Consider the following 12,349-nt stretch of genomic DNA (forward strand, 5'->3'; position numbering starts at 1 on the left):
GCAGCCCATCGCCGGCAAGCCGGCTCCAAGTACGGCCCCAGTGCTCAAGACCACAAATCAACCGCTTGGTTGCCAAACCGCCGATCAAGGGCAGCCTGGCGCCAGGCGCTGGTGCTCTTCGTCATACTTTTCAAGGCCGACCGGGCCCAGGCGCTTGTTGATTACCGGCACGGTCTCGGCCTGCCACTCGGACTGGTAGCACCCGCCCTTGGGCGGGTGTGCCGGGTCGGCGTCCGAGGACCGGCTGCTGGAGCAGGCGCCCAGCAAGACGGCCAGGATCATCACAGGCAATTGCTTGACCATCAGGTCGCTCCCTTTGCCAGGCGCCGCCATTGTCAGGCTTTTGCCCGCTCTTCCAGGATCGCCACGGCAGGCAGTACCTTGCCCTCGACGAACTCGAGGAATGCACCGCCACCGGTAGAAATGTAGGAGATATCAGCGCCGACGCCATACTTGTCGATGGCGGCCAGGGTGTCGCCACCACCGGCGATGGAGAATGCGGCGCTGCCAGCGATGGCTTCGGCCAGCACCTTGGTGCCGTTGCCGAACTGGTCGAACTCGAACACGCCAACCGGGCCGTTCCACAGGATCGTCTTCGACGCCTGCAGCAACTGGGCGAAGTGGGCTGCGGTTTGTGGGCCAATATCAAGAATCATGTCGTCAGCGGCAACGTCGGCGATAGCCTTGACGGTGGCTTCGGCGCTTTCGGCAAACTCCTTGGCAACCACGACGTCCACAGGCAGCGGCACGCTGACTTTGGCAGCGATGGCTTTGGCCGTATCAACCAGGTCCGGCTCGTACAGCGACTTGCCGACCGGATGGCCGGCAGCGGCCAGGAAGGTGTTAGCGATGCCACCCCCGACGATCAGTTGATCGCAAACCGCGCTCAGGCTGTTCAGCACGTCCAGCTTGGTGGAAACCTTGGAACCGGCAACGATGGCGGCCATTGGCTTGGCCGGGGCTTTCAGGGCCTTGCCCAGGGCGTCCAGCTCGGCGGCCAGCAGCGGGCCAGCAGCAGCTACCTTGGCGAACTTGGCAACACCGTGGGTAGAACCTTCAGCGCGGTGGGCAGTGCCGAACGCGTCCATCACGAAGACGTCGCACAGCGCGGCGTACTTGTGCGCCAGCTCGTCAGCGTTCTTCTTTTCGCCTTTGTTGAAGCGCACGTTCTCGAACAGCACCAGGTCACCGGCCTTGACCTCGACCCCGTCGAGGTAATCGGCGACCAGCGGCACGTCGCGGCCCAGGGCCTTGCTGAGGTAGTCGGCAACCGGCTTGAGGCTGTTCTCGGCCGAGAACTCACCTTCGGTCGGGCGGCCCAGGTGCGAGCAGACCATTACCGCCGCGCCCTTCTCCAGGGCCAGCTTGATGGTCGGCAGCGCAGCCAGGATGCGCGCGTCGCTCGCTACCACACCGTCCTTCACAGGCACGTTGAGGTCTTCGCGGATCAGTACGCGCTTACCTTGCAGGTCGAGGTCGGTCATCTTCAACACGGTCATGAATGCAGTCCTTCAGGGCTGTTTGGTGCGGGTGGAGTGGACGACGTGCAGATAATGTTCGGCGACGTCGAGCATACGGTTGGCAAACCCCCATTCGTTGTCGAACCAGGCCAGCAGGTTCACCAGGCGAGGGCCTGAGACGCGGGTCTGGCTGGCATCGACGATCGCCGAATGCGGGTCATGGTTGAAATCACAGCTGGCATGGGGCAGCTCGGTATAGGCCAGCAAGCCTTTCAGCGGGCCGTCCAGCGCCGCCTCGCGCAGTACCCGGTTGACCTCGGCTGCGCTGGTGTCGCGGGCGGTCTGCAGGGTGATGTCCAGGCACGAGACGTTAACGGTCGGCACACGTACCGCTTTGGCCTGGATTCGCCCTGCAAGTTCCGGCAGCAGGCGTTCGATGCCGCGGGCCAGGCCGGTGGACACCGGGATCACTGACTGGAACGCCGAGCGCGTGCGGCGCAGGTCTTCGTGGTGGTAGGCATCGATCACCGGCTGGTCGTTCATTGCCGAGTGAATAGTGGTGATCTGCACGTATTCGATGCCGAACGCCTGGTCCAGCACCCGCAGCAGCGGTACGCCGCAGTTGGTGGTGCAGGAGGCGTTGGACACCAGCAGCTCGGTGCCACTCAGGCGATCCTGGTTGATGCCGTAGACCACCGTGGCATCCACATCGGCTTCGCTGGCCATGGGTTGGGAGAACAATACCCGTGGCGCACCGGCATCGAGAAAGCGCTGGCCGTCGGCGCGGGTGTGGTAGGCGCCGGAGCACTCCAGCACCAGGTCGATGTCCAGGGCCGCCCAGTCGACGCCCTCGGGGGTGGCACTGCGCAAGACCTTCACGCAGTCGCCATTGATATGCAGACAATCGCCGTCGACCCGCACTTCGCCCGGAAAGCGGCCGTGGGTGGAGTCGAAGCGTGTCAGGTATTCCACGCTGGCCTGATCGGCCAGGTCGTTCAATGCAACGATCTCGAAACCAGCCTTGGCCCCCCGCTCGAACAATGCGCGCAGGACACAGCGGCCGATGCGGCCATAACCGTTGAGTGCAACTTTGTAGGGACGCGGGTGGGGCATAGGTAGCTCTTGAACTCCGGCGGTTGAACGGGGCCGCCGTGCGGCCCATTCGCGGCACAAGGCCGCTCCCACAGGGTACTGCGGCGTATGCAGATCCTGTGGGAGCGGCCTTGCGCCGCGAATGAGGGCCTGCGGCCCTCACTTTGCCTGTATCAGTCTTCCAGCAGCTCTTCGGCGGTGCCCAGGATGTTCTCCAGGGTGAAGCCGAACTCCTCGAACAGTGCGCTGGCTGGAGCCGATTCACCGTAGGTGGTCATGCCGATGATACGGCCTTCCAGGCCGACGTACTTGTACCAGAAGTCGGCGTGGGCGGCTTCGATGGCGATACGCGCACCAACTTCCAGCGGCAGTACGGACTGCTTGTAGGCCGCGTCCTGGGCATCGAACACGCTGGTGCTCGGCATCGACACGACGCGGACCTTGCGGCCCTGCTCGGTCAGTTTGTCGAACGCCTGAACGGCCAGGCCCACTTCGGAACCGGTAGCGATCAGAATCAACTCAGGCTCGCCGGCGCAGTCCTTGAGCACGTAACCACCACGGGAAATGTCGGCGATCTGGGCAGCGCTACGGTCCTGGTGCTGCAGGTTCTGGCGCGAGAAGATCAGCGCCGAAGGGCCGTCCTTGCGCTCCAGGGCGTGCTTCCAGGACACGGCCGATTCGACCGCGTCGGCTGGGCGCCAGGTGTCCAGGTTCGGCGTGCTGCGCAGGCTGGCCAACTGCTCGATCGGCTGGTGAGTCGGGCCGTCTTCGCCCAGGCCGATGGAGTCGTGGGTGTAGACGTGGATGACCCGCTGCTTCATCAGCGCGGACATGCGCACGGCGTTACGGGCGTACTCCATGAACATCAGGAAAGTGGCGCCGTAGGGCACCAGGCCGCCGTGCAGGGCAACACCGTTCATGATTGCGGTCATGCCGAACTCGCGCACGCCGTAATACATGTAGTTGCCGCTGGCATCTTCATGGCTGACGCCCTTGCAACCTTTCCACAGGGTCAGGTTGGAACCGGCCAGGTCAGCCGAGCCGCCCAGCAGCTCAGGCAGCAGAGGGCCGAAGGCATTCAGGGTGTTCTGGCTGGCCTTGCGGCTGGCGATGGTTTCACCCTTGGCGGCGACTTCAGCGATGTAGGCAGCGGCTTTTTCCGAGAAGTCTGCCGGCAGTTCGCCGTTCAGGCGGCGCTTGAGTTCGCCGGCCAGCTCAGGGAAGGCAGCAGCATAGGCGTCGAAACGCTTGTTCCACTCGGCTTCGGCCTTGGCGCCTGCATCCTTGGCGTTCCACTCGGCATAGATGTCGGCAGGCACTTCGAACGGGCCGTGGTTCCAGTTCAGTTCCTTGCGGGCCAGGGCGATCTCGTCGTTACCCAGTGGCGCGCCGTGGCAGTCTTCCTTGCCCTGCTTGTTCGGCGAACCGAAGCCAATGATGGTCTTGCAGCAGATCAGGGTCGGCTGCTCGCTCTTGCGAGCGGTGTCGATGGCCATCTTGATTTCATCGGCATCGTGACCGTTGACGTTGCGGATGACTTGCCAGTTGTACGCTTCGAAACGCTTGGGCGTGTCGTCGGTGAACCAGCCTTCCACTTCGCCGTCGATGGAGATGCCATTGTCGTCGTAGAAGGCGACCAGCTTGCCCAGGCCCAGGGTACCGGCCAGCGAGGCGACTTCGTGGGAAATGCCTTCCATCATGCAGCCATCGCCCAGGAACACGTAGGTGTTGTGGTCGACGACGTTGTGGCCTTCACGGTTGAACTGGGCGCCCAGCACTTTCTCGGCCAGGGCGAAGCCCACAGCGTTGGCCAGGCCCTGACCCAGCGGGCCGGTAGTGGTTTCGACGCCCGGGGTGTAGCCGAACTCCGGGTGGCCCGGCGTGCGGCTGTGCAGCTGACGGAAGGCCTTGAGGTCGTCGATGGTGACGTCGTAACCGGTCAGGTGCAGCAACGAATAGATCAGCATCGAGCCGTGGCCGTTGGACAGCACGAAGCGGTCACGATCGGCGAAGTTCGGGTTGCTCGGGTTGTGCTTCAGATAATCGCGCCAAAGCACTTCGGCGATATCCGCCATGCCCATGGGGGCACCTGGGTGGCCGCTGTTGGCCTTTTGCACGGCATCCATGCTGAGTGCACGAATGGCGTTGGCACGTTCACGACGGCTGGGCATCGCTTATCTCCTGGGGCTTGAATAGGTGGTGTTACGAAAAAGGCGCCCATTTTCCCCCACTGGGGAGCTGGGGGCAAACATTTAAGCTGCTGGCGGCACGCTTTAAGTTGCCAGACGAAGCCGATCTGCGCGCCAAGCCCCTCTATTACTGCAGCCTTGAGCTTATGGCTCGCAGCTCATCGCCAATATCAAAACTTTTTGATATTGGCCTTGCTAGGGCAACGATGCCTGTCTAGACTGCCGCCTCATGAACCTTCGCGCGCAACCCATTCCCCAGCAAAGCGACACCCTGGCCGCCCTGTGCAAAGCCAGTGGCGATGAATTGCGCCTGAATGTATTGCGTGCCCTGGCCAGCGATTCGTTCGGCGTATTGGAGCTGGCGCAGATTTTCGGCATCGGCCAATCGGGCATGAGCCATCACCTCAAGGTGCTGGCCCAGGCCGAACTGGTGGCCACCCGCCGCGAAGGCAACGCGATCTTCTACCGCCGCGCCCTGCCTGACAGCCAGCGCCTGGGCGGGCGCCTGCACACGGCGCTGCTCGAAGAGGTCGACGACCTGAGCCTGCCGCACGACGTCCAGGCCCGCATCGCCCAGGTGCAGCAACGCCGCGCTGCCACCAGCCAGGACTTCTTCCTGCGGGTGGAAGAAAAATTCCGCGCCCAGCAAGACCTGATCGCCGGCTTGCCGCAGTACCGCGAAAGCCTGCTGGCGCTGCTCGACACATTGAATTTCGACCCGACCGCCAGCGCACTGGAAGTCGGCCCCGGTGACGGCGGCTTTCTGCCCGACCTGGCCCGGCGCTTTGCCACCGTGACCGCCTTGGACAACAGCCCGACCATGCTCGAGCTGGCGCGCCAGGTGTGCGAACGCGAACGCCTGGGTAACGTAAACCTGCAGTTGGCCGATGCACTGGGTGCAACGGATGTGGAAGCCGACTGCGTTGTGCTGAACATGGTGCTGCACCATTTCAGCGACCCGGCCCTGGCCCTGCGCCTGCTGGCCAAACGGGTGAAGGCAGGCGGCAGCCTGCTGGTCACCGAACTGTGCAGCCATGACCAGGGCTGGGCGCGGGAAGCCTGCGGCGACCTTTGGCTTGGTTTTGAACAGGACGACCTGGCCCGTTGGGCCAACGCTGCCGGGCTGGCCCCGGGGGACAGCCTCTACGTAGGCTTGCGTAACGGTTTCCAGATACAGGTCCGCCATTTTCAGCGGACGACTGGCGACACACACCATCGGTAAATTTTAGGAACCCGTCGAGATGAGCGAATACTCCCTTTTCACCTCCGAGTCCGTGTCCGAAGGGCATCCGGACAAGATCGCCGACCAGATTTCGGACGCGGTCCTTGATGCCATCATCACCCAGGACAAATACGCCCGTGTGGCGTGCGAAACCCTGGTCAAGACCGGTGTCGCCATCATCGCCGGCGAGGTCACCACCTCGGCCTGGGTTGACCTGGAAGACCTGGTGCGCAAGGTCATCATCGACATCGGCTACAACAGCTCCGACGTTGGCTTCGACGGTGCCACCTGCGCCGTCATGAACATCATCGGCAAGCAATCGGTGGACATTGCCCAAGGTGTCGACCGCTCCAAGCCGGAAGACCAGGGTGCCGGCGACCAGGGCCTGATGTTCGGCTACGCCAGCAACGAAACCGACGTCCTGATGCCAGCGCCGATCTGCTTCTCGCACCGTCTGGTCGAACGCCAGGCCGAAGCCCGCAAGTCCAAGCTGCTGCCATGGCTGCGCCCGGACGCCAAGTCCCAGGTCACCTGCCGCTACGAGAACGGCAAGGTCGTCGGCATCGACGCGGTGGTCCTGTCGACCCAGCACAACCCTGAGGTCTCGCAAAAAGACCTGCAGGAAGCGGTGATGGAGCTGATCGTCAAGCACACCCTGCCGGCCGAGCTGCTGCACAAGGACACCCAGTACCACATCAACCCGACCGGCAACTTCATCATCGGCGGCCCAGTGGGCGACTGCGGCCTGACCGGTCGCAAGATCATCGTCGACTCCTACGGCGGCATGGCCCGCCACGGTGGTGGCGCGTTCTCCGGCAAGGACCCGTCCAAGGTCGACCGTTCCGCCGCGTATGCCGGGCGCTATGTGGCCAAGAACATCGTGGCCGCCGGCCTGGCCGAGCGTTGCGAGATCCAGGTGTCCTACGCCATCGGCGTAGCCCAGCCAACCTCCATCTCGATCAACACCTTCGGCACCGGCAAGGTTTCCGACGACAAGATCATCCAGCTGGTGCGCGAGTGCTTCGACCTGCGCCCGTACGCCATCACCAAGATGCTCGACCTGCTCCACCCGATGTATCAGGAAACCGCTGCCTACGGTCACTTCGGCCGCACCCCGCAGCAGAAGACGGTCGGCGACGACACCTTCACCACCTTCACCTGGGAGCGCACCGACCGCGCCCAGTCGCTGCGTGACGCTGCCGGCCTGTAATTGCCCTACAGCGGTAAACGAAAGCCCCTGCCGAGTGATCGGCAGGGGCTTTTTTGTGACATATCGGCTGACAACTGCACACCGTACCCGCAGGCAACATTGCCTAGGCTGAGGCTTCCACCCGCCATGCAAGGATGCTGGCCATGCCGCTGCTATTGCTCGTTGCCCTGTTGTTCCACGTTCATACCACTCAGGCCTCCGACTGCCCGGCCTGGTCGGCCGCCCGGGCCACCACGGAGGTCGCCAGATTGCGCGAAACCCTTGGCCAATGGGACGACTACTATCACCGCCTGGGTCAAACGCGGGTGGCTGACGAGCTTTACGACCAGAGTCGTCAGCACCTGCAACAGTTGCAGCGGTGCTTTGCGCTCGCAGGCGAACAGAACCCGCTGGCCAGCGCCCGCGGGCCGGTCGCCCATCCGATCCCCCACACGGGCGTCGACAAGCTGTCGGGTGCCCAGGCCGTAGCTCGCTGGATGGCCGGTAAAAGCGGCCTTTGGCTGCAACCGAAGGTCGACGGCGTGGCAGCCACGCTGATCTACCGCCAAGGCCGGCTGGTGCAACTGCTCAGCCGCGGGGACGGTGCTCACGGGCATGATTGGAGCCGCCACATACCGGCCCTGGGCACCGTCAACCGGCAGCTATCGCAGCCGTTGGACCTGGTTGTACAAGGCGAGCTGTATCTGCGCCTTGAAAACCATGTGCAAGCCCAGGATGGCAGCGCCAACGCCCGCAGTACCGTGGCCGGCTTGCTGGCGCGCAAGCAACTGGGCAGCGAGCAAGGCGCAGCGATCGGCCTGTTCGTCTGGGACTGGCCGCAGGGGCCGGACAACCAGGCCGAGCGCCTGGCTCAGTTGGCGACGCTGGGCTTCCCAGACAGCCAGCGCTACAGCACCGCCATCAACACCCCAGATGAAGCCGCGCACTGGCGTTTGCACTGGTACCGCTCGCCACTGCCGTTCGCCACCGATGGGGTGATTCTGCGCCAGGACAGCCGCCCGGCGGCCGAGCGCTGGCAGCCCCATGCGCCCTACTGGATCGCGGCGTGGAAATACCCCTTTGCCCAGGCGCTGGCACAGGTGCGTGATGTACGTTTCGTCATTGGCCGCACCGGCAGGGTCACGCCACTGCTCAAGCTGTACCCGGTGGCCCTGGATGACCGCCGGATCAGCCAGGTCAGCCTCGGCTCCTTGGCCCGCTGGCAGGCGCTCGACATTCGTCCCGGCGACCACGTGGCAATCAGCCTTGCCGGGCTGACCATCCCGCGCTTCGAGCAGGTGGTTCACCGCGCCAGCGAGCGCCAGCCAGTAGCCGCCCCCGAACCCGGCCGCTATGGGCCACATAGTTGCTGGCAGGCAAGTGACGGCTGCGAAGAGCAATTTGTCGCCCGCCTGGTATGGCTTAGCGGCAAGCACGGGCTGGCCATGCCTGGCACCGGCCCCGCTACCTGGCGGCGGCTGGTACAAGCCGGGCTGGTCACATCGATGACGGACTGGTTGGCACTTGATACCCGGCAATTGGTGACCCTGCCGGGCATCAGCGACACAAGCGCCAGGCGTCTGCAGCGCAGCTTCCAACTGGCCCGCACCCGGCCGTTCGGCCATTGGCTGAAAGGGCTCGGCGTACCCGCACCCGGCAACGTGCCACCGGATGAACACTGGCTGACGCTTGCTGGCCGGTCCGTCAGCGACTGGCAGACTCTGCCCGGCATCGGTGAAACACGCGCCAGGCAGCTTGCGAGTTTTTTCGCCAGTGCTGAGGTGCAACGCCTTGCCACCCAGTTGGCAAGCAGCGGGGTCGACGGCTTCCAGATGGCCGATACCCCCCACTTGCAACAGATCACGCCCTGAACGCGTACAAGGCAATGCTGAATCTCGGCCAGAAAAATCCATCAAGGGTTTCTAATTCGGCAAAACCAAGGCAGGATTTCCCCAATTTTTGCTGCCCCGCCCCGTTCAGGAGGCTTTTTCATGAAACGCATTACCACGCTGTTCCTGCTGGCAACCCTAGGCCTGTCGACCCAGGCCATTCACGCCGCCGAAGAAGAACCTGGCCTCACCGGTTGCGCCGCCAAGCGTCAGGCCATCAGCGCACAGATCGACCAGGCCAAAGCCAACGCCAACAGTGACCAACAGGCGGGCCTGGAAAAAGCCCTTGCCGAAGTCGAGGCGCACTGCACCGACGCGAGCCTGCGCAAAGAGCGGGAGCAGAAAGTGCTGGAAGCGCGTCATGAGGTCAACCAACGCACCAAGGACCTGGACAAAGCCATGAAGAAAGGCGACTCGGAGCGCATCAACAAGCGCAAAGACAAGCTTGCCGAAGCGAAAAAGGAACTGCAGGAAGCCGTCGACGATCTAGAACGGTGACAGCGACTAGGCGCAGGTTGCTTGTAGGATTTTTCTGAAATTAGCCGCTAGAGATTTCACCCAGTCGTAAGGAAAGGGCAATATCGCAGCGCTTACTGCCATATGCCCCTACAAGGAGGCACCCATGAAACTTCTTTCTTACTTCGCGTTGCTGGCCATTTTCAGCGTCAGCGCCACTGCTGGGGCGGCTCAGCCCACACCAGGGCTGACCGGTTGCGCTGCCAAGCGCAGCGCCATTGAACACCAGCTTGAATACGCCAAGGCTCACAACAACGCGGGCCAAATCAGCGGCCTGGAGAGGGCCCTGAAGGAAAATAAAGAGCACTGCACCGATGAAGGCCTGAAACAGGAGCGCGAGCAGAAAGTGCGCAAGGCCGAAGCCGAGGTGCAGGAGCGCGAAGCAGACCTGAAAGAGGCGCAGGCCAAAGGCGACCAGAGCAAGATTGCCAAGCGCGAGAAGAAACTGGCCGAAGCCAAGGCAGAGCTTGAGCACGCCAAAGCCGAACTGACCCAATAAACACAGCGCTCGACACACAGCCAACCAGCGGCCTGCAGCCGCTGGTTGGCGCCGTCAGTGGTTGCGAAACTCCGTGTGGCAGGCCTTGCAGGCTGCCTCGACCTTGTCCATCGGTGCCTTGAGCGTCGCGACGTCCAACGGTTGCTTGCGCGTGACCGCCAGCAATTCACCTGTCACCCCCTCCAACTGTTGGGCCAACTCATGAAAGCGCGCCTGGCGCTCCCAGACTTCAGGGCGCGCACTGCTTTGACCCTCGTCCCTGATCTGCGGGAAATGCTGCCAAGGTGCATGAGCCAGGCCATCGAGCCTCTGCGCTTGCTCCGCGAATTTCGCCCCGTCGAACGGCAAACGCCCACGCAGCATGCCGCCCATGTCTTCGCTGGTATTGAGCATCTGTTTGAAGATCGCCTTGCGCTGGCCCAAAGGTGAGTTAGGATCGACACGGTCGCAGGCCACCAGGGACAGGCTGACCAGCAGCACGGCTGTGAAACATTTGAACATCACGGTCACATTGGCAGAGGGAAAGGGCCAACAGTATCCTCGCCTGCTCGACAAAGACCAATACCCTTACGAACACTATGGGCAGCCACCCGCCGCTGCCCTCCAAGGATTCAGCCATGAAATCTGCTCTGCGCCATCTCGCCTGGGCGCTACCAGCCCTGGCCTTGCTGGCCGGCTGCAACGGCGGCGAAAACGCCAAGCCCGAACCCCGTGCTATTGCCACTTATGCCCCAGCGGCCTGGGACGACCTGCCCAGTGTCAGCGACAGCGACCTGCTGGCAGGTTTCAACGCCTGGCGCGTTGGCTGTGAAAAGCTCAGGCGTGATCCGGTATGGGCCGCCACCTGCGAAGCGGCGATGCCGATCGCGCAGGATGCGGCCCAGGTACGCACGTTCCTGCAGCAACAACTGCAGGTCTACGGCCTGCGCGCCTCCGACAACAATGCCAATGGCCTGATCACTGGTTACTACGAACCGGTCTACCCCGGCAGCCTGAAACGCACCGAGGCGGCGCACGTGCCCGTGTATGGCATCCCGCAAGACATGATCGTGGTCGACCTGGCAAGCCTCTACCCCGAGCTCAAGGGCAAGCGCCTGCGCGGACGCCTTGAAGGCCGCGTGCTCAAGCCCTACGACACGGCCGAAGTCATCTACCGTGACGGCGCCAAGGCACCGGTACTGGCCTGGCTGACCGATCCGATGGACCTGCAATTCCTGCAGATCCAGGGCTCCGGCCGGGTTCAACTGGAAGATGGCCGGCAACTGCGCCTGGGCTATGCCGACCAGAACGGTCACCCGTATCGGCCCATCGGCCGCTGGCTGATCGAACAGGGCCAATTGCAGAAGGAAGACGTGAGCATGGGTGCCATCCATGCCTGGGCGCAGGCCAACCCCCAGCGGGTACCTGAACTGCTGGCGAGCAACCCCAGCTATGTGTTCTTCAGCACCCGACCAGACAGCAACGAAGGCCCGCGCGGCTCGCTCAACGTGCCCCTTACCGCCGGTTACAGCGTTGCCATCGACCGCAAGGTGATCCCACTGGGCAGCCTGCTGTGGCTGTCCACCACACGCCCCGACGGCTCGCCGGTGATTCGCCCGGTGGGTGCCCAGGACACGGGGGGTGCAATTACCGGAGAAGTGCGAGCGGACCTGTTCTGGGGCACCGGGCCTGAGGCCGGTGAACTGGCAGGCAACATGAAGCAGCAGGGGCAGATCTGGATGCTCTGGCCTAAAGGCAAGCCGCTGCCGGAAGTGCCGAAAGTTCTGTGACACGGAGCTGAATGCTTCGCAGGCGCCCCCGCTCCCACAACTCGATGGTCCAGCAGGGACCTGGTGGGAGCCGGCGTTGCTGCCAAGCCGGCCCCCACAAGTCGGGTTATCAGATCGAAACCACAAAGAACGACACGATCAGTGCCAAACCGGCAAACCACACCACCGAGCGCAACGCCGCCCAATCGGCCAGATAGCAAATGATGTAGAGCAAACGGCTGGTGATGTACAACACCCCCAGCACGTCCTGCGTCACTTGCTCGGCGTTACCGACGATATCGGCGACCAGCACTGCCGCGGCAAATGCCGGGAACGCCTCATAGCTGTTCTGCTGCGCAGCATGCGCGCGGCGTGGCAGCCCTGAAAGGGTGTCCAGAAACGCGCGCGGATCATGATTGTCCTTCAGGCCGAAACGGCCACTGCTCACCTTGGCGATCAAGGCACACAGCGGCGGCAAGACCAACGCGATCAGGATGCACCACAGGGCAACGGTCATGGACAGGGTTCCTCGTTCGATCAATGTT

General features: G+C 63.3%; 12 protein-coding genes. 6 read left to right on the plus strand and 6 right to left on the minus strand.

Translation table 11 applies throughout. The features are described 5' to 3' along the window. Window positions 1–84: 84 nt before the first annotated feature. From APH34_RS06145 to tkt, 4 genes are all read right to left on the minus strand, one after another. On the minus strand, window positions 85–303 hold the full coding sequence (locus APH34_RS06145) for a hypothetical protein (protein ID WP_054900387.1): 219 nt from the start codon (window positions 301–303) through the stop codon (window positions 85–87). A 32-nt stretch (window positions 304–335) separates the two neighbouring features. Next, window positions 336–1,499: a phosphoglycerate kinase gene (locus APH34_RS06150; protein ID WP_054900290.1), complete on the minus strand. Its 1,164-nt coding sequence runs from the start codon at window positions 1,497–1,499 to the stop codon at window positions 336–338. A gap of 12 nt (window positions 1,500–1,511) precedes the next feature. Next, window positions 1,512–2,573 (minus strand): erythrose-4-phosphate dehydrogenase, encoded by a 1,062-nt coding sequence (gene epd, locus APH34_RS06155; protein WP_054900291.1) that lies wholly within the window; start codon window positions 2,571–2,573, stop codon window positions 1,512–1,514. 152 nt (window positions 2,574–2,725) lie between these two features. Then, a complete protein-coding gene (gene tkt / locus APH34_RS06160; protein WP_054900292.1) occupies window positions 2,726–4,723 on the minus strand; it encodes a transketolase in 1,998 nt (665 codons plus the stop codon). Between the two features lie 247 nt (window positions 4,724–4,970). On the opposite strand from tkt, the gene APH34_RS06165 reads away from it, so the two are divergent. From APH34_RS06165 to APH34_RS06185, 5 genes are all read left to right on the plus strand, one after another. Next, window positions 4,971–5,963: a metalloregulator ArsR/SmtB family transcription factor gene (locus APH34_RS06165; RefSeq protein ID WP_054900293.1), complete on the plus strand. Its 993-nt coding sequence runs from the start codon at window positions 4,971–4,973 to the stop codon at window positions 5,961–5,963. Between the two features lie 19 nt (window positions 5,964–5,982). After that, window positions 5,983–7,173: a methionine adenosyltransferase gene (gene metK, locus APH34_RS06170; RefSeq protein ID WP_054900294.1), complete on the plus strand. Its 1,191-nt coding sequence runs from the start codon at window positions 5,983–5,985 to the stop codon at window positions 7,171–7,173. 143 nt (window positions 7,174–7,316) lie between these two features. Next, window positions 7,317–9,023 (plus strand): NAD-dependent DNA ligase LigB, encoded by a 1,707-nt coding sequence (gene ligB, locus APH34_RS06175; RefSeq protein WP_054900295.1) that lies wholly within the window; start codon window positions 7,317–7,319, stop codon window positions 9,021–9,023. 120 nt (window positions 9,024–9,143) lie between these two features. After that, window positions 9,144–9,539 carry a DUF1090 domain-containing protein gene (locus tag APH34_RS06180; RefSeq protein WP_054900296.1) on the plus strand — a complete coding sequence of 132 codons (396 nt, stop codon included), beginning with the start codon at window positions 9,144–9,146 and terminating at the stop codon, window positions 9,537–9,539. Between the two features lie 124 nt (window positions 9,540–9,663). Next, a complete protein-coding gene (locus APH34_RS06185; protein WP_054900297.1) occupies window positions 9,664–10,056 on the plus strand; it encodes a DUF1090 domain-containing protein in 393 nt (130 codons plus the stop codon). A gap of 54 nt (window positions 10,057–10,110) precedes the next feature. On the opposite strand, the gene APH34_RS06190 is transcribed toward APH34_RS06185, so the two are convergent. Continuing rightward, a complete protein-coding gene (locus APH34_RS06190) occupies window positions 10,111–10,557 on the minus strand; it encodes a cytochrome c (protein ID WP_054900298.1) in 447 nt (148 codons plus the stop codon). Between the two features lie 116 nt (window positions 10,558–10,673). Between APH34_RS06190 and APH34_RS06195 the strand changes: the two genes are divergently transcribed. Continuing rightward, window positions 10,674–11,825, plus strand: coding sequence for a murein transglycosylase A (locus tag APH34_RS06195; RefSeq protein WP_054900299.1), 1,152 nt, complete (start codon window positions 10,674–10,676; stop codon window positions 11,823–11,825). Window positions 11,826–11,934: 109 nt separating this feature from the next. On the opposite strand, the gene APH34_RS06200 is transcribed toward APH34_RS06195, so the two are convergent. Then, window positions 11,935–12,321 carry an MAPEG family protein gene (locus APH34_RS06200; RefSeq protein WP_054900300.1) on the minus strand — a complete coding sequence of 129 codons (387 nt, stop codon included), beginning with the start codon at window positions 12,319–12,321 and terminating at the stop codon, window positions 11,935–11,937. Window positions 12,322–12,349 lie beyond the last annotated feature (28 nt).

Source organism: Pseudomonas sp. NBRC 111131 (genome assembly GCF_001320525.1).
Classification (GTDB): Bacteria; Pseudomonadota; Gammaproteobacteria; order Pseudomonadales; family Pseudomonadaceae; genus Aquipseudomonas; species Aquipseudomonas ceruminis.

Excerpts from the sequence above, each read along its gene's own strand:
- metK (WP_054900294.1), top strand. The coding sequence starts at position 5,983 with ATGAGCGAATACTCCCTTTTCACCTCCGAGTCCGTGTCCGAAGGGCAT.
- epd (WP_054900291.1), bottom strand. The coding sequence starts at position 2,573 with ATGCCCCACCCGCGTCCCTACAAAGTTGCACTCAACGGTTATGGCCGC.
- APH34_RS06180 (WP_054900296.1), top strand. The coding sequence starts at position 9,144 with ATGAAACGCATTACCACGCTGTTCCTGCTGGCAACCCTAGGCCTGTCG.
- APH34_RS06200 (WP_054900300.1), bottom strand. The coding sequence starts at position 12,321 with ATGACCGTTGCCCTGTGGTGCATCCTGATCGCGTTGGTCTTGCCGCCG.
- APH34_RS06185 (WP_054900297.1), top strand. The coding sequence starts at position 9,664 with ATGAAACTTCTTTCTTACTTCGCGTTGCTGGCCATTTTCAGCGTCAGC.
- tkt (WP_054900292.1), bottom strand. The coding sequence starts at position 4,723 with ATGCCCAGCCGTCGTGAACGTGCCAACGCCATTCGTGCACTCAGCATG.
- APH34_RS06195 (WP_054900299.1), top strand. The coding sequence starts at position 10,674 with ATGAAATCTGCTCTGCGCCATCTCGCCTGGGCGCTACCAGCCCTGGCC.
- APH34_RS06190 (WP_054900298.1), bottom strand. The coding sequence starts at position 10,557 with ATGTTCAAATGTTTCACAGCCGTGCTGCTGGTCAGCCTGTCCCTGGTG.
- APH34_RS06150 (WP_054900290.1), bottom strand. The coding sequence starts at position 1,499 with ATGACCGTGTTGAAGATGACCGACCTCGACCTGCAAGGTAAGCGCGTA.
- APH34_RS06165 (WP_054900293.1), top strand. The coding sequence starts at position 4,971 with ATGAACCTTCGCGCGCAACCCATTCCCCAGCAAAGCGACACCCTGGCC.
- APH34_RS06145 (WP_054900387.1), bottom strand. The coding sequence starts at position 303 with ATGGTCAAGCAATTGCCTGTGATGATCCTGGCCGTCTTGCTGGGCGCC.
- ligB (WP_054900295.1), top strand. The coding sequence starts at position 7,317 with ATGCCGCTGCTATTGCTCGTTGCCCTGTTGTTCCACGTTCATACCACT.